Annotated in this window: 17 protein-coding genes; all 17 read left to right on the top strand. The window is 45.0% G+C overall.

The window, feature by feature from the left end; translation table 11 throughout:
- The first annotated feature begins 72 nt into the window (after positions 1 to 72).
- The 17 genes from ACKTR2_RS07135 (at position 73) to lgt (ending at position 17,428) form a co-directional block, all read left to right on the top strand.
- A complete protein-coding gene (locus ACKTR2_RS07135; protein WP_407883961.1) occupies positions 73 to 1,407 on the top strand; it encodes a DEAD/DEAH box helicase in 1,335 nt (444 codons plus the stop codon).
- On the top strand, positions 1,392 to 2,084 hold the full coding sequence (locus tag ACKTR2_RS07130) for a ComF family protein (protein ID WP_407883960.1): 693 nt from the start codon (positions 1,392 to 1,394) through the stop codon (positions 2,082 to 2,084). The genes ACKTR2_RS07135 and ACKTR2_RS07130 overlap by 16 nt, the downstream gene beginning before the upstream one ends.
- A 343-nt stretch (positions 2,085 to 2,427) precedes the next feature.
- Positions 2,428 to 2,988, top strand: coding sequence for a ribosome hibernation-promoting factor, HPF/YfiA family (gene hpf, locus ACKTR2_RS07125; protein ID WP_407883958.1), 561 nt, complete (start codon positions 2,428 to 2,430; stop codon positions 2,986 to 2,988).
- 200 nt (positions 2,989 to 3,188) lie between these two features.
- Positions 3,189 to 5,552 carry a preprotein translocase subunit SecA gene (gene secA / locus ACKTR2_RS07120; protein WP_407883956.1) on the top strand — a complete coding sequence of 788 codons (2,364 nt, stop codon included), beginning with the start codon at positions 3,189 to 3,191 and terminating at the stop codon, positions 5,550 to 5,552.
- Between the two features lie 96 nt (positions 5,553 to 5,648).
- Positions 5,649 to 6,765, top strand: a protein-coding gene (gene prfB, locus ACKTR2_RS07115; protein WP_407883954.1) for a peptide chain release factor 2 whose coding sequence is annotated in 2 segments (ribosomal slippage) — positions 5,649 to 5,720 and positions 5,722 to 6,765 — 1,116 coding nt in all. Because the reading frame shifts where the segments join, the coding sequence is not laid out codon by codon here.
- A 212-nt stretch (positions 6,766 to 6,977) separates the two neighbouring features.
- Complete coding sequence (locus ACKTR2_RS07110; RefSeq protein ID WP_407883952.1) at positions 6,978 to 7,670, top strand: response regulator transcription factor; 693 nt, start codon at positions 6,978 to 6,980, stop codon at positions 7,668 to 7,670.
- A 3-nt stretch (positions 7,671 to 7,673) separates the two neighbouring features.
- On the top strand, positions 7,674 to 9,053 hold the full coding sequence (locus tag ACKTR2_RS07105) for a sensor histidine kinase (RefSeq protein ID WP_407883951.1): 1,380 nt from the start codon (positions 7,674 to 7,676) through the stop codon (positions 9,051 to 9,053).
- A 203-nt stretch (positions 9,054 to 9,256) separates the two neighbouring features.
- A complete protein-coding gene (locus ACKTR2_RS07100; protein WP_407883949.1) occupies positions 9,257 to 10,132 on the top strand; it encodes a phosphate ABC transporter substrate-binding protein PstS family protein in 876 nt (291 codons plus the stop codon).
- A 21-nt stretch (positions 10,133 to 10,153) separates the two neighbouring features.
- Positions 10,154 to 11,071, top strand: a complete 918-nt coding sequence (pstC, locus tag ACKTR2_RS07095; RefSeq protein ID WP_407883947.1) for a phosphate ABC transporter permease subunit PstC — start codon at positions 10,154 to 10,156, stop codon at positions 11,069 to 11,071.
- Positions 11,071 to 11,958 (top strand): phosphate ABC transporter permease PstA, encoded by an 888-nt coding sequence (pstA, locus tag ACKTR2_RS07090; RefSeq protein ID WP_407883945.1) that lies wholly within the window; start codon positions 11,071 to 11,073, stop codon positions 11,956 to 11,958. The genes pstC and pstA overlap by 1 nt, the downstream gene beginning before the upstream one ends.
- Positions 11,959 to 11,979: 21 nt before the next feature.
- On the top strand, positions 11,980 to 12,798 hold the full coding sequence (gene pstB / locus ACKTR2_RS07085; protein WP_407884028.1) for a phosphate ABC transporter ATP-binding protein PstB: 819 nt from the start codon (positions 11,980 to 11,982) through the stop codon (positions 12,796 to 12,798).
- A 50-nt stretch (positions 12,799 to 12,848) separates the two neighbouring features.
- Positions 12,849 to 13,607, top strand: coding sequence for a phosphate ABC transporter ATP-binding protein PstB (gene pstB / locus ACKTR2_RS07080; protein ID WP_407883943.1), 759 nt, complete (start codon positions 12,849 to 12,851; stop codon positions 13,605 to 13,607).
- Positions 13,608 to 13,647: 40 nt separating this feature from the next.
- Positions 13,648 to 14,334, top strand: a complete 687-nt coding sequence (gene phoU / locus ACKTR2_RS07075; protein ID WP_407883941.1) for a phosphate signaling complex protein PhoU — start codon at positions 13,648 to 13,650, stop codon at positions 14,332 to 14,334.
- A gap of 536 nt (positions 14,335 to 14,870) precedes the next feature.
- The gene (locus ACKTR2_RS07070) at positions 14,871 to 15,218 is read left to right on the top strand and encodes a PspC domain-containing protein (RefSeq protein WP_407883939.1); all 348 of its coding nucleotides are present in this window, start codon (positions 14,871 to 14,873) and stop codon (positions 15,216 to 15,218) included.
- Positions 15,219 to 15,225: 7 nt separating this feature from the next.
- Positions 15,226 to 15,576, top strand: coding sequence for a phage holin family protein (locus ACKTR2_RS07065; RefSeq protein ID WP_407883937.1), 351 nt, complete (start codon positions 15,226 to 15,228; stop codon positions 15,574 to 15,576).
- Positions 15,577 to 15,590: 14 nt separating this feature from the next.
- Positions 15,591 to 16,595 carry an HPr(Ser) kinase/phosphatase gene (gene hprK / locus ACKTR2_RS07060; protein WP_407883935.1) on the top strand — a complete coding sequence of 335 codons (1,005 nt, stop codon included), beginning with the start codon at positions 15,591 to 15,593 and terminating at the stop codon, positions 16,593 to 16,595.
- Positions 16,596 to 16,597: 2 nt separating this feature from the next.
- Complete coding sequence (gene lgt / locus ACKTR2_RS07055; RefSeq protein WP_407883933.1) at positions 16,598 to 17,428, top strand: prolipoprotein diacylglyceryl transferase; 831 nt, start codon at positions 16,598 to 16,600, stop codon at positions 17,426 to 17,428.
- Positions 17,429 to 17,459 lie beyond the last annotated feature (31 nt).

Below are 17,459 nucleotides of genomic sequence, written 5' to 3'. Positions count from 1 at the left end.
TCCATCAAATTAAGTTTGTTTTCCGTATGTCATTAGGTAGCCAATAGTCTGAAATTGGGAGGAAAACTTGATATGCAAGCTGGATTATTATACGGGCGCCAGTTGACCGCCATTGATTTGCCCCAAGATGCTGATGTGACAAGATTTAACCACCGTCCAAGTATGATCGAACATGGTCGCTGGATTATTTGTCAACGTTGCCATGAACGCTCATTGAAACAACAAGTTCGTTTACCGGCAGGCGGCTATTATTGTCCCGCTTGTTTCTTATTAGGCGCTGTTCATAGTCAGCAACCGTTGTTTTCGTTACCGGAGCCTAATTATTTCACACCGGTAGCTCAACCGCTATCGTGGCGCGGAACATTGACCCGGTTACAAAAACAATGTGCGACTCAAATTAACGATGTGTTTCGGCAAAATCAGCAGCATCTATTATGGGCGGTAACAGGAGCAGGTAAGACAGAAATGCTTTTTTTAGGACTAGCTGATGCGATTCGTATGGGTAAGCGAGTTGCGATTGCTTCACCACGAGTGGATGTTTGTTTAGAACTGTATCCGCGCCTGCAGGCAGCCTTCACTGAGGTGCCCATTGCATTATTGTACGGCCATCAGACGGAACCGTATCAATATCGACAGGTCACCATCTGCACGACCCATCAGCTATTGCGATTTTACCACGCCTTTGACGTACTGATTGTTGATGAGGTGGATGCTTTTCCGTTTGCACAAAATCCCCGTTTGGGTTTTGCAGTTCAACAAGCCGTAAAGCCACAATCAGCTTTACTCTATCTAACAGCCACGCCCAGTCGCCAACTTTTGTGGGAAGTTCACCGGGGGAAATTGTCGATTAGCTATTTGCCGCTGCGATTTCATGGTCATCTGTTACCAGAAATTCGTTTGCGATTGGCTTTACGTTGGCGAGCTAATTTAAAACGAGGAAAATTACCTAGGCAGCTGTTGATGGCGATTAAGCAATGTTGTGAACAGCACCGCCGTTTTTTACTATTTGTTCCCCACGTGAGCCAATTGGCACCGATAGCAGCGGTTATTCGGCAAAAATTGCCAATGGCCGAGTTTGCGACCGTTCATGCTAGTGATGAGCAACGAGCGGTCAAAGTAGTGCAAATGCGCGAGCAAAAGCTTGATTTTTTGATTACCACCACGATTTTAGAGCGCGGGGTAACTCTACCAGAAATTGACGTTTTTGTCTTAGGTGCCGATGATGATGTGTTTTCAAGCGCAGCACTGGTCCAAATGGCCGGACGCGCTGGTCGCAGTGCAAAAGATCCGACCGGGCGCGTTATTTTCTGGATTGCCGAGCAAACGCTCGCACTCAAACGAGCGCGTCAACAGATTCGGCTCGTGAACCGAAAGGGGCGGCGATTACCAGAATGTCAGTCTGCTTGATGTGTCAGCGGCCAATTCAAACACTAGTTTCCTTGCAGATGTTGCTGCACTGGCAAAAATTGGTTCAGCCGACTATCTGTGATACCTGTTGGCAGCAATTCACTCAAATTAATCACCAACCACTTTGTCCGCAATGTGGCCGTGTGCAAGATTCGCCAGTGATTTGTTATGATTGTCGGCGCTGGCAACAAGTGTTAGCGGAGCCGATGATCAAAAATCGGGGATTATTTATTTATGATACAGCGATGCATGATTTTATGGTGCAGTATAAGTTTCGTAGTGCATTACATTTAGCTGCCGTTTTTACCGAAAAAATTGCCCAAACGATTGCGCAACAAGCGGTGGACTTAGTGGTTCCCATGCCGGTTGCAGAAACAACTTTTACGCAACGGGGGTTCAACCAGACGATAGCACTGCTAGCCCAATGCCCTAACGTTGTTTCAGCTTTAGCCGTGATCGACCAGGCAAAAGGCCATCAGGTTAGGCGCAACCGGCAAAATCGAATGAGCGTGCAGCAACCATTCGGGTTAGTGGCTGATCTCCGTTCAAAATTACGCAATAAGCGCGTGCTAATCTTTGATGATGTATACACAACCGGTCGCACCATGCAATTTGCTGTCCAAGCAATCAGACCCGCTCAACCCCTATCAATCACAGCTCTGACGCTGGCACGATGAACTTGCTCTTTGAAGATGAGATGGACTCGGTCTCATACGCTTTTGTAAACGCGCTCGCCAGACCTGAGCCCTGTGCACAACGGACAATTGCAACCATGCAAAACCTGCCTAACTGCGATTGTCCGTTGTTACGCGGGCTCACTCGGTCTGGCTCACGTTATGAGAACGATATTAATTGAGTGTTCATCTTTGGTTGGGTATAATGGGGTTACAGATAGCGATAGAGTGGTCCTAACGTTATCGGATCAATTGCCACAAAAAAAGACAATTGAATTGGCGACGCGACATTCGCGTTTAAGCCTCCGCGAAAGCGGGAACTTAGTTCGGAAGGGAGCGAAGTTTTATGTTAGATGTACAGACTCGTGGAGAAAACATCTCAGTAACCGATGCACTCAGAGACTATGTTGAAAAAAAGGTCACCAAGTTGGAACGGTACCTGGATCCTAACGTAAATGCGGTTGCCCATGCAAATTTACGGGTGTACCCAAATAAAACAGCGAAAGCTGAAGTTACCATCCCACTTCCATATTTGACGTTACGCGCTGAAGAAACATCGGATGATCTATACAAGAGTATTGATACGATGTCCGATCGGCTTGAACGACAGATTAGAAAGTACAAGACTAAGGTAAACCGTAAGTCCCGTGAGAAAGGTTACAAAGGCTTAGACTTCCGTCCAGAAGAAGAAGCTGCGATGACGGCGCAACCAGAGACTAGATTTGACGTAGTTCGAACCAAGAGCTTGCAACTAAAGCCAATGGATAATGAAGAAGCTATTTTACAAATGGACCTGTTAGGTCATGACTTCTTTATTTACGAAGATGCAGAGACGAATGATGTCAATGTCGTTTATCGGCGCAATGATGGTCGGTATGGTCTGCTGCAAGCAGGCGCTAATGAATAATTCAAATAAATTAGGAGCTGCGGTTGATTGCCGTGGCTTTTTTTATGTTAATGAATAAGAAAGAATTGCTTGCGTCGCTCAACGCATTTACCTCTGATTTTAAATTGTGTCACTTTTCATTCGCCGACGAAAATGATAAACTTAGAATTTGATATACTGCATTATTTGTAACGTTTAATGAGGGAAGGAAAAGTTACAACATGCCAAATGTCTTACAGAGATGGGTTGAATCTGACACCCGTAAAATCCGGCGGCTCGGCCATGTGGCTGATCAAGTGATGGCCTATGAGGATGAGTACGCAAAATTAAGTGATGAAGAATTACAAGCTAAAACACCAGCGTTTCAAGAACGTATTAAAAATGGTGAATCTTTAGATGATTTATTGCCAGAAGCCTTTGCTGTTGCCCGTGAAGGGGCCAAGCGGGTCTTAGGCTTATTTCCATTCCGGGTTCAAATCATGGGGGGGATTGTTCTCCATCGTGGTGATATTGCCGAAATGAAGACTGGTGAAGGAAAAACATTAACGGCGACGATGCCCGTATACCTCAATGCATTGGGTGGCAAGGGTGTTCACGTGGTGACAGTTAATGAATATTTGTCAGCTCGTGATGCCACAGAAATGGGTGAGCTCTATAATTGGCTTGGCCTGACAGTGGGGATCAATTCATCAGAGAAATCGTCTGAAGAAAAACGGGCGGCTTACAATGCTGATATTACCTATTCCACCAATGGGGAAATTGGTTTTGATTATCTGCGTGACAACATGGTTGTGTACAAAGAGGATCAAGTTCAGCGCGGCCTTAACTTTGCCATCATCGATGAAGTTGACTCAATTTTAATTGATGAGTCGCGGACCCCATTGATTATCTCTGGTGGTGCCACGACCAGCTCTAGCTTGTATGAACGAGCGGATCGCTTTGCCAAAACACTGCGAGAAAAGAGCGATTTTAAGGTCGATTTGGAATCCAAGACAGTGTCTTTGACGGATGAAGGGAATCGAAAAGCTGAAGAATACTTTGATTTAGATAACCTATATGATACGGAAAACACTGCGTTAACGCATCATATTGACCAAGCTTTACGGGCTAACTACATCATGTTCAATAATATTGATTATGTGGTGCAGGAAGGCGAAGTCATGATCGTGGATTCATTTACTGGACGGATCATGGAAGGCCGTCGCTTCTCTGATGGCCTACACCAGGCCTTGGAAGCGAAAGAACACGTTGAGATTCAAGAAGAGTCGAAGACGATGGCTAACATTACGTACCAAAACTTATTCCGGATGTATAGCAAACTTTCAGGGATGACTGGGACGGCGAAAACCGAACAGGAAGAATTTCGTGAAATTTACAATATGGAAGTTGTGACGATTCCGACGAACCGCCCAGTCGCACGTAAAGATGAGCCTGATTTACTTTATCCAAGTTTGAAGAGTAAGTTCAAAGCGGTTGTTGAAGAAATTCAGCGCTTGCATGAAAAAGGTCAACCCATGCTAATTGGGACGGTGGCTGTGGAAACATCTGAATACCTATCTCATCAATTGGACGGGTTAAAGATTCCCCACAATGTATTAAACGCGAAGAACCATGCTCGTGAAGCCGAAATTATTATGAACGCGGGACAAAAGGGCGCGGTTACCATTGCGACGAACATGGCCGGACGTGGGACTGATATCAAATTAGGACCTGAAGTCAAAGAACTAGGTGGTTTAGCGGTCATTGGGACTGAACGGCATGAGTCGCGACGGATTGATAATCAATTGCGGGGCCGTTCTGGTCGTCAAGGTGATCCGGGCTTTTCACAATTTTATTTGTCCTTAGAAGACGACTTGATGTTGCGATTTGGTTCTGAACGGGTCAAAGCCATTTTGCAGCGGATGAATGTGGAAGATGACGATGCGGTGATTAAGAGCCGTTTGATCACCCGCCAAGTTGAGTCAGCGCAAAAACGAGTTGAAGGGAATAACTACGATTCGCGGAAAAACGTGCTTCAATATGACGATGTGATGCGTGAACAACGGGAAGTCATCTATAAGCAGCGTCAATTAATCATTACCGAAGCGGATGACTTGAAGTGGGTCATGATGCCGATGATCGAGCGGACCGTTAACCGGATCGTCGATATGCATACCAACGGGGACCAAAAGAATTGGGAACTGGACAATATCGTCGATTTTGCCACAGCGGCGATGGTTAACGAAGATGTTATTACGACAGAAATGTTAGCGGGAAAGACTGCCGACGAGATTAAGGCCCTCTTGATGGAACAGGCCAACCGGGTCTTTGAAGAAAAGCAACAACAACTCTACGATCCTAATCAGATGCTTGAATTTGAAAAAGTGGTCATTCTACGTTGTGTGGACTCACATTGGACCGATCATATCGACACATTGGATCAATTGCGTCAGTCGATTCAGTTACGTGGTTACGGTCAATTGAACCCGTTAATTGAGTATCAAAGTAATGCGTTTACGATGTTTGGGGAAATGATCTTTGATATTGAATATGATGCGACGCGTCTGTTCATGAAGAGTGAAATTCGCCAGAATATGGAACGTTAATTTAAGCATATGAGGCAACCGGAGACTAGATTACTTGAGGCTCCGGTTGTTGTGCAATTAAGGGTCAAAAATTCATAGAAATAAGGAGTGGTTGGAATGGAATTAGCCGAAGCTCGGCAAAAATTAGCTGACATGCAACAACAAATCACGAACTTTAGGGGGTCACTTTGACCTCGAAGCCTTGAATGAAAGCATTTCAGAAAACGAAGCTAAAATGGCTGAACCAGATTTTTGGAACGACAACGTCGCTGCTCAAAAATTGATCGATGCGAATAACGCGTTAAAAGCGAAACATGACACATTTATGGAGTTACAAGAAGCAGTTGAAAATTTGGCGGTTACCATCGAGTTATTAGAGGAAGATGACGACCCTGAAATGGCTGCTCAACTAGATACTGACGTGGCGGATACTGCCAGACGGCTGCAGGCGTACCGGTTAACTCAACTGCTTGATGAACCTTACGACGCAAACAATGCAATTTTAGAAATTCACCCTGGTGCGGGGGGAACTGAATCCCAAGATTGGGGTCAAAACTTGCTACGTATGTATACGCGGTGGGCTGAACAGCATGGGTTTAGCGTCGATATTGAAGATTATCAGGCTGGCGATGTTGCCGGTTTGGATAGTGCGACGGTGTTGATTTCAGGTACGAATGCCTATGGCTATCTACGTAGTGAAAAAGGCGTTCATCGATTTGTCCGCATCTCGCCCTTTGATTCGGCTGGGCGTCGCCACACCTCATTTGTGAGTGTGGATGTGATGCCAGAGCTAGATGATTCAGTGGAAGTTGATTTAAATCCGGATGATATTCGGATGGAGGTCTTTCGTTCCAGCGGAGCTGGTGGGCAGCACATTAACAAGACATCATCGGCCGTGCGACTGATCCATGAGCCGACTGGTATCGTGGTTTCGTCACAAGCACAGCGGTCACAATTTCAAAACAAAGCGACGGCGATGGCGATGTTGAAAGCGAAACTCTACGAACGTGAGGAGCAAAAGAAGGCCGAAGAAAAGGCCAAACTTGAGGGAACTCAGATGGAAATTGGCTGGGGGTCGCAAATTCGTTCGTATGTTTTCCAACCCTACACCATGGTGAAAGACCACCGTACTAATTATGAAACGGGTAATGCGCAGGCAGTGCTTGATGGTGACCTTGATCCATTTATTGATGCCTACTTGCAGTGGAATTTAAAGCAAAAGAATCCTGAATAGCTTGATTGAGAGAGCGGGACACGAGTCACTTGACTTGTGATCCCGTATTTTTGACGATTTAGGTTGGAAGTGATATTTAGATTTTAGCTTTGTCCTAAACGCTTTTTGTTGACCCGTTAATGCTCAGGATCATCCCAGGCTGGTTCCACTCTGAGTTTATTGCTATACTCTCTGCAGAAGCACGCATGGCACCAATAAGAGAGGATCAAAGCATGAAACGAATTTTAGTGGTTGATGATGAACCAAGTATTGTGACGTTGCTGCAATATAACTTGGAACAGGCAGGTTATGCAGTTGATACTGCCGCCACAGGAGCGGATGCCTTAACTAAAATCACCGCCAACGCATATTTTTGTGTGTTGCTCGATTTAATGCTCCCTGAGTTAGATGGTATGGAAGTCACCAAGCGCGCGCGACAGGCGGGTAATGACACACCTATTATTATTGTCACAGCCAAAGGAGAAGAATTTGATCGCGTTTTTGGACTGGAAATTGGAGCCGATGATTATGTCACCAAACCATTTTCGCCGCGAGAGATCTTGGCGCGGATTAAGGCCGTTACGCGACGCAGTGAACGTGTTACACCAACAGAACAGCAACTCGTTCGGAAAATCACAATCGGAGATTTGTCGGTTGATGAAGATCGCTTGCGGGTTACACGATCTGGTGAATCAATTGTTTTAACGCCAAAAGAATTTGAATTATTAGATTATTTAATCCATCGGCAAGGCCGTGTCTTAGATCGGGAAACTTTGTTAAACGGCGTGTGGGGATTTGACTACGCTGGCGACACGCGGATGGTAGACATGCATATCAGTCATCTGCGTGAGAAAATTGAAGCCGATCCTAAGCACCCGCGATATTTAAAAACGGTGCGGGGCTTTGGGTATCAATTTGGAGATTAAATCATGCGAACGTTTAAATTACGATTATTGGTAATTGCCGGACTGATGAACTTTATCTTGCTGGCAAGTTTATTGGCCACCATTAATGATGGGCAGTCCAGTCAACGTGGCTGGGTGATCGCCGGCCTGGTTATCGGAGCCATGTTAATTGAATTGGGGATTATTTGGCGATTAGTGGCTGCCCAAGAACACGTCGTACATGACCTAACAACCCAAGTTATGAAACTAACCGCGCCGGACCAAACGCATCGTATCCTACTGCCCGCCGATCATGCCTATGCAGATTTGGGCCAAGCAATCAATATGGCTGCGGAAGCGTTGCGTCATCAAAGTCATGTCTTTCAGCGTCAAGAAAATGAACTAGATAATTTATTGAAATATCTACCGGTGGGGGTAATGGTCATTGATCGACGTCGGCAAACTCAGTTAATGAATCCAATGGCCGTCCAATTACTTGAAACCGAGCAATTGCCATTACCACATTTGTATACGCAAGATATTAAACAATTTGATTTAACTGCCCAAATTGAGGCGGCGTTACGAGAGCAAGCTAATCGTCGCCAGACTTTAACCCTCACATTACCGGCCACCAAACGAACGTTAGAGGTTTCAACGATTTTTACAGAACCGCGACCCTATCATCCACAAGTGTTGGTTCTGCTTTATGATTTAACCGAGGTTGCACGGATTGAGCAGATGCAGGTTGATTTTGTGGCGAATGCTTCTCATGAATTAAAAACCCCGTTAACTGCAATCACGGGCTTTTCAGAGACTTTATTAGCTGGGGCGGATATGGATCCACAAAAACGTCGCGAGTTTTTGACAATCATTAATGATCAAGCACATCAGCTGATGCTATTGATCGAGGATGTTTTGTCTGTTTCACGATTGCAGAACCCAACCAAACGAGCATTGGTCATGACAAAAGTTGACATTAAGACGTTGATTGATCAACAGATCCAGTTACAAAGTCAATCGATTCGCCGCCGTTCATTAACTGTGGTGAATGCCATTTCGCCACAGTTCAAAGTTCAAACTGATGCGGCTAAATTTGATCAGATTGCAAACAACTTGCTGTCAAACGCGATTAAGTATAATCATGATGCTGGCCAGATTACCATTAATGCCACGGCAACGCCAACTGGCTGGCAGCTGACCGTTACTGACACCGGTCAAGGAATGACTGTTGAGCAACAAGAGCGAATTTTTGAACGTTTTTATCGAGGAGATCCTTCACGCAATAAACAACGAATTCCTGGTACAGGGCTGGGGCTAGCAATTGTCAAAGAGTTGACAGAGTTATTAGGTGGGCACATCGTCGTTAGTAGCCGACCTGAGGCGGGGACAACCATGACGGTTCAATTTCCAGAAAAAATTAAGTAATAATTTCCCAGTGATTTTAGCGTTTGCGCTAGCATTTAGTCAGAAATGACAAAGCTAGCCCAGACGCTTTTTCATATTTACAAAACCTTTACATAACGTCCTTAGCTTCTTTACATTGGCCCGCTAGACTTAGTTAGAGTTGATGGGGAGCAATACGTTGGCGCCAAACGTGTTCATTTCCGCATTGATTTCAGGAGGGTACTATGAATAAACGACAGTTTTGGCTGGTTGTGTTAGTCGTTGGCATTGCAGGACTTTTAACCGCCGGCTACCAGACACGCCAGCGCGCCATGCGCGACGGTTCAATTACCGTCGTTGGTTCGACCGCGTTACAACCATTAGTCGAAGCCGCCGGTGAACAATATGCAGGCGATCACTTAGGCGTATTTATCAATGTCCAAGGTGGTGGCTCGGGAACAGGACTGAGTCAGATTCAGTCCGGTGCAGTAGCCATTGGGAATTCTGATGTCTTTGCGGAAGAACAAAGCGGGATTCAGTCAAAACAACTCGTCGATCACCGTGTCGCGGTGGTGGGGATCGTGCCAATTATTAATCCTAAGGTTGGTGTGACTAATTTGACAACGACGCAACTGCAACGAATTTTTGATGGTACCTATACGAATTGGCGCCAACTTGGTGGTACCAACGTTCCTATTACCATCATTAACCGAGCGCAAGGTTCTGGAACACGGGCGACGTTTGAACGTTGGGCCTTGGCTGGGCATCAGGTTAAAACGGCGCAGGCCCAAGATTCGTCGGGAATGGTTCGCTCGATTGTCAGTTCTACGCCAGGCGCCATTAGTTATGTTGCTTTTTCCTACGCAGATAAATCAGTGAAGAAGGTCGCTTTAAATGGTGTTAGCCCAACCAATCGCAATGTCACCACTGGTAAATGGCCAGTGTGGTCTTATGAACATATGTACACAAAAGGGCAACCCACCGGTGTGACTAAATCCTTCCTCAACTATATCCAATCACCGCGGATTCAAACCACGCTGGTTCAGCAACTAGGGTACATTAGTATGTCTCAGATGCAAATCAAACGCAGTGTTAGTGGTGAAGTGACACCGGTTCGCTGACAAATAAGGGGTAAGAGTGAAATGGATAAAATCAAAACAGCCTTACAACAGACTTCTCAAGCGACACGAACCGAACGCCGCGGGCGAGTGATTAGCTTTTTAGCTTTATTGTTAATTCTGGTGGTGGTGGTTGCCATTTTCTGGTTCGTGGCGGCCAAGGGGTTAGCAACTTTTTTTGAAAATCATGTTAACCCATGGGACTTTTTAACTGGAAAAACATGGGATCCATCGGTCTCGGTTCACGGAAAACCCCAAGTTGGTGCGTTACCGATGATTGTTGGCTCATTTTTAATCACGCTATTATCAGCCGTCGTTGCCACCCCATTTGCAATCGGAACGGCTGTATTCATGAATGAGATTGCACCGAAAAATGGCGCCAAGATTCTCCAACCAGTCACTGAATTGTTGGTTGGCATTCCATCAGTGGTTTATGGATTTATCGGCTTAAGTGTGGTTGTTCCGTTTGTCCGTCACACATTTGGTGGCAGTGGTTTTGGTATTCTATCGGGAACATTTGTCTTATTTGTCATGATTCTCCCAACAGTAACCTCAATGACTGCAGATACGTTAAAATCAGTCCCTCGTTACTATCGTGAAGCGTCATTGGCGCTAGGTGCGACCCGTTGGCAAACGATTTACAAGGTCGTTTTACGGGCAGCCACGCCGGGGATCTTAACGGCAATTGTCTTTGGCATGGCGAGAGCTTTCGGTGAGGCGCTGGCAGTTCAAATGGTTGTTGGGAATGCAACGTTATTGCCACATAACCTTGTTTCACCGTCATCGACATTAACGTCTGTGCTGACGGAAGGAATTGGTAATACAGTAATGGGTAGTTTGCAAAACAACGCCTTGTGGTCACTGGCTTTGGTCTTACTCGTTATGTCACTGGTCTTTAACGTTGTTATCCGTTTGATTGGTCGGAAAGGGGCACTTCGCTAATGAATGCAAAGACAGCAGATAAAGTGGCCACTGGCATTTTTTATGGTATTGCGGGAACTGTGATCCTTATCTTGATTTTCTTACTGGGCTATATTCTATTAGCCGGTTTTCCCAAACTCACTTGGCAATTTCTCACGACACCGGCCAAAGCTTTTAGTGCTGGCGGGGGCATTGGCATTCAGCTCTTTAACTCATTTTATTTACTCATCTTAGCGATGCTCATCTCATTTCCAATCGCATTAGGCGCAGGCATTTATTTGAATGAATATGCGCAGAAAAATTGGGTGACGACATTGATTCGCTCCGCAATCGAAATTTTGAGTTCGCTGCCATCCGTGGTCGTTGGTTTATTTGGCTTCTTACTCTTCGTCGTTCGGTTCAAAATGGGCTTTTCAATTCTTTCTGGTGCTTTAGCGCTAACATTCTTCAACTTACCACTGCTGACTCGCAGTATCGAAGGCTCCTTGGCAGCAATTCCCAACTTGCAGCGAGAGGCGGGATTAGCATTAGGGCTATCGCGATGGGAAACGGTAACTCACATCATTTTGCCCGTAGCGGTACCCAGTATTTTAACTGGTGTTATCTTGAGCGCAGGTCGCGTTTTTGGTGAAGCTGCCGCTTTGATTTATACATCTGGCCAATCAGCGCCAGCTTTAAATTTTGCGGATTGGAATCCATTTAACATCGCCAGTCCATTGAACCCAATGCGTCCTGCCGAAACGTTAGCCGTTCATATCTGGAAAATTAACTCAGAAGGCATCATGCCAGATGCCAGCGCTGTTTCAGCCGGCTCTTCAGCGGTTCTAGTGTTGGCAGTGCTACTATTCAATGTTTTAGCTCGTTGGGTGGGCCAACGCGTCTATCGACACTTAACGGCGGCGGATTGATACGAGGAGGAAATGGTTATGATGACCGAACCATCAGCATCTACAACGCAAGCACCTGAGCGAAACATTTTTCAATTTGATGAGCAACAACATGAAATCGCACTCTCAACACACAATTTACATGTTTATTATGGTGACAATGAAGCACTCAGCGAGGGCGATCTACAGTTTGAACGCTACAAAATCACAGCCTTAATTGGCGCGTCAGGTTCAGGGAAATCAACTTTTTTGCGATCGCTTAACCGGATGAACGATGGTGTTGCCCGGGTTGACGGACAAATTATGTATCGTGGCTTAGACATTAATAGTAATCAAATTGATGTGTACGAGATGCGGCGGCACATTGGGATGGTGTTTCAACGACCAAATCCATTTGCTAAGTCGATCTACGACAACATCACGTTTGCATTAAAGCAACGTGGCTTACGAGATCGTCATCAACTTGATGAAATTGTCGAAACGTCCTTACGGCAAGCCGCGATGTGGGATCAAGTCAAAGATGAGTTGCATAAGAGCGCCCTTGCTTTATCGGGCGGGCAACAACAGCGTTTGTGTATTGCTCGCGCAGTTGCGATGAAACCGGACATTTTATTGCTAGACGAACCGGCAAGTGCGTTAGATCCCGTGGCGACCTCACAGATTGAAGATACGTTACTGAAATTAAAAGAACACTATACGATTATTATCGTCACGCATAACATGCAACAAGCCGCCAGAATTAGCGACTTCACTGCTTTCTTTCATCTAGGCAAGGTATTGGAATATGATGAAGCGCGTAAAATCTTCACCCGCCCTAAGGTTGCCATCACTAACGACTATATTTCCGGTAACTTTGGCTAAGTTGTAACTGACTTGATTGAAATTGCAGGTGGTCATGAGAGGAGAATGACATGGCAACACCCATCATTGAGACTGATAATTTACATTTATTTTATGGGCAAAAAGAGGCACTAAAGGGAATTAATTTGTCTTTTCAAGAAAAGGGCATTTCGGCTCTAATTGGTCCGTCAGGTTGTGGTAAGTCGACTTTTTTACGTAGTTTGAATCGAATGAATGACCTCATCGATGGGGTGACGATTACCGGCAATGTCCTTTTTAAAGATCAAAATATTTATGCGCCCGGGGAAGATATTGTGGCGCTCCGAAAACAAGTTGGTATGGTCTTTCAACAACCCAATCCGTTTCCCTTTTCGATTTATGAAAATGTGGTTTATGGGTTACGCTTAGCGGGCGTGCGTGACAAACAGGTTTTGGATGAAGCCGTGGAAAATAGTCTTAAACAAGCGGCCATCTGGGATGAAGTTAAAGATGATCTCCACAAGAACGCGTTGGCACTTTCCGGTGGGCAACAACAGCGAATTTGTATTGCGCGGGTCTTAGCCGTTTCTCCGGATGTCCTTCTACTGGACGAACCGACCAGTGCGTTAGATCCGGTTTCAAGCCACGTGATCGAAGAAACTTTATTAAAGTTAAGGTATGACTACACAATCATCATGGTGACGCATAACCTGCAGCAAGCGTCACGGATTGCAGACCGCACCGCCTTCTTTTTACAAGGTGAACTCATTGAGGTTAACGACACAAAAACGATGTTTATGGAACCAGCGCGACAGGAGACTCAAGATTATATTTCAGGGCGGTTTGGTTAAGGCGGAACCCCCTAAATAAGGGGATAGAGGTGCAAAAACGATGAGACGACTATTTGATGATGAACTAAATGATCTAGACACTGGGTTTACAGAGTTAGGGATGTTAGTTTCAGAAGCGATTGGAAAGGCAGTAACGGCGTTTGTTAACCACGATCGCACCGTTGCTCAAGCTGTCATCGATAATGATCATCAGATTAATGATCGAGAGGTTAGCTTAGAAAAAAAATCGTTTGAAATGATTGCGTTATATCAACCTGTGACAACAGATCTACGGGAGATTGTCACCATTTTGAAAGCTGTATCAGATTTAGAACGAATGGGTGATTATGCGCGTAGTGTTGCTCAATCAACGATTCGAGTGAAAGGCAATAAACGCGTGGCTGTCATTGAACAACATATTTCTGAAATGGGCCGGATTGTTCAGCAAATGGTCGCTGATGTTTTAGATGCTTATGTGAAAGATGACGATCAGCGGGCTCGACAAATTGCCTTAGTGGATGCTAGAGCTGGCGATTATTACCAATTGATTTATCGAGAGAGTATCGATCAAATGCGACAGGATCCTGAAGTAGTTGTGGGTAGTACAGATTACATGGCTGTCGCTCAATTTTTGAAACGGATTGGTGATTACGTGACCAATATTTGTGAATGGATTGTCTATTTACAAACCGGAAAGATCGTAGAATTAAATCCGCGTAATACAACTGACACACCAACCGACGAGTAATCGATTTTGATCAAATTTAACAATCTGTAAACTAACAAGCTACCGACCATTAATTTTGGCGGTGGCTTTTTATTAAATATCGCCAGGCTTGTAGGCTTCTTTTCGTTCAATTAAAATATTTGATAATTTGATCAGGAGCCCATATTAAGTTTGATGCCGATGTGAGACGATTTAGATGGGTGAGTCGTGGACTTTATGTAGGACGCATACCTTGTTAAAACACGTTCGCCAGACCTGATCCTAGTGCCCAACCAACAACCATAACTGGGTGAAAACCACCCGAGTGATCTTGTCCGTTGGCGTTCGGGATCACGCGGGTCTGGTTCACATTCTGGTCAAAACGCGCTTGTCATCACGGAAACCTGGGCCCAACCAGAAACCCTGCTCGGGCCAAGAACGCCCGCTCATGATTTCCCGTTGGTGCTTGTCTTCACCCGTGATGGCTCACGCTCTAGTTTTGAAAAATTGGTCAGATGACTTTTAATGCGATAAAATTAGGACATTCAAATTTATGAGGAAACATTGAGGTGATTAACGTGGCGCGAGAAAAATTAACAAAGTCAGCAACTGATCGGTGGATCGGTGGTGTCTTCGGCGGTTTGGGTCGCTTTCTTCATATCAATCCAACCATTTTACGGATTGGCTACTTGCTGCTAGCTTTATTTTTACCTCCACATGGACTAATAACCTTGCTAGCGGTTGTTCTTTACGGCGTTTTACTTTGGTGGATGCCAAGTGATCAACGTACGAGTGATGCTAGCGTCTTTAACTTATTTGGCGATTTATTTAGTGGGCAAAATCGACCTAAGGACTCTCCACGGCCTCGGGGTCGTAAAGAGATTCATGCTGAAGAACACGACGTCCACGACCACCGAGAAAGGTAGGAATGGCATGAAATTTTGGCAACGAATTTTGATTGATGCCTTGTTATTCTTGGCAATTGCCGGCTTTTTTAGAAACAGTTTTCAAGTTTCAAGTGTTTGGTACGCTTTAGTGGCCAGTCTTGTTTTAGCAATTTTAAATGCCGCCATCAAACCATTTTTAGTGATCCTGTCCCTACCGATTACGTTTCTAACATTGGGCTTGTTTTCAATTGTGATTAACGCCGCCATGTTGGAACTAACCAGCTTTTTTGTTGGCGCACAGAATTTTCAAATTGCGAATTTTGGCATGGCAATGTTAGCGGCAGTGATTATGTCGATCTGTAACGCAATCATTTCTAGTTATTTTAATGCAGAATAAGGAGGCGGTTTGTTATGGCAGATAGTGTAACGGTTCGTGAATTGGTCGAAAATGCCCGCCTCACCGTTTATGACGGGGCTGATTACCTTGATGAACGGCGGATTACAACCCCGGATATTTCGCGGCCGGGTTTGGAGATGACCGGATATTTTAATTATTATCCTCCGGAAAGAATTCAGTTGTTAGGCATCACGGAAACCTCATTTTCTAAAAAAATGAGTCACGATGAATTGCTCATGATTATGCGAAAAATGGCAGATCCAAAAACGCCATGTTTTGTTGTATCAACGAATATTGAACCGCCGGCAGAACTTATCCAAGCGGCGGATGAAGCACATATTCCTGTTCTTGGTAGCAAACAAACTTCATCGCGAATTTTGTCGAATATGTCGATTTACCTTAGTGGTGTTTTAGCAAAACGACAATCAATTCACGGTGTATTGATCGATATCTATGGTTTAGGGGTCTTGATTACCGGTGACTCAGGCGTTGGTAAATCAGAAACAGCATTGGAATTGATTCGTCGTGGTCATCGATTAATTGCCGATGATCGGGTAGACGTTTTCCAACAAGATGAACAAACTCTCGTCGGGGAAGCACCAAAGATTTTAAACCACTTGATGGAAATTCGCGGGATTGGGATTATTGATGTCATGAATCTTTATGGTGCTGGTGCTGTAAGAAGTTCGGCAAAAATCCAACTCATTGTGCACTTACAAAATTGGACCACAGATGCACAATTTGATCGACTTGGGAACGCCGAAGATGAACGACAAATTTTTGATGTGCAAGTGCCAATGATTTCAATCCCCGTTAAAACAGGACGTAATTTGGCAATTATTATTGAATCGGCAGCGATGAATTTCCGTGCTCGTTCGATGGGCTATGATGCGACCAAGACGTTTGACCACAATTTAAATCAGTTGATTCAGGAAAATTCTAAACGAGATGAAGCTGCTGCCGGGGATCTACCAACATCCGCTCAGCCCCAAGATGATCAGAAAGCCCAAGGTCACTAAAGATGCAGCAATTAATAATGGGAGCATTGAACCCAATTGCGTTACAATTAGGGCCTTTACAGATTCATTGGTATGGCGTCATTATCACAACTGGCGTATTTATTGCCTTGTGGCTTTCCGTTCGTGAGTCTAAACGGCGAGGCATTGATCCTGATGATCTGTATGATTTTTTGTTATGGGCCTTGCCAGCTGCGCTGATCGCGGCGAGGACTTACTATGTGGTGTTTCAGTGGTCTTACTACAAAGATCATTTAAACGAAGTCATCGCCATTTGGGATGGCGGTATTGCGATCTACGGCGCGCTGATTGGGGCCGCCATCGTGGTGGTTTGGTTTACCCATTCTCGTGGAATCCCGACATTTCTATTTTTAGATGTGTTGGCCCCGACCGTCATTATGGCCCAAGGAATTGGCCGCTGGGGCAATTTTATGAACCAAGAGGCATTTGGCAAAATAACCACCTTGGCCCATTTACAAGCACTCCATTTACCAGATTTTATTATTACCCAGATGAATATTGAGGGTGCTTATCGAACTCCTACTTTTTTGTATGAATCGCTATGGGATTTAATTGGTTTTGTTTTGTTGATGGCCACCCGACATCGAGAAGGCTTATATCGTCAAGGTGAGGTCTTCTTCATGTACGTTATTTGGTATTCGTTTGGTCGCTTCTTCGTTGAAGGGATGCGGACAGATAGCCTAATGCTAGGGCCAGCTCGTGTGTCCCAATGGCTATCTGTGGTGCTGTTTGTTGGCGCATGGTGCTGGCTGATTATTCGCCGACGCCGCCAAGTCCCACTGTATTTAGCAGGCATCAAATCAACTGTAAAGTAACTTTTTTAGGAACCGTGTGGCAAGTGATCAC

It is taken from the genome of Furfurilactobacillus curtus (genome assembly GCF_045862785.1).
GTDB lineage: Bacteria > Bacillota > Bacilli > Lactobacillales > Lactobacillaceae > Furfurilactobacillus > Furfurilactobacillus curtus.
The sequence above is the reverse complement of the archived record's forward strand: the minus strand, read 5'-3'. Positions and strand labels throughout refer to the sequence as shown.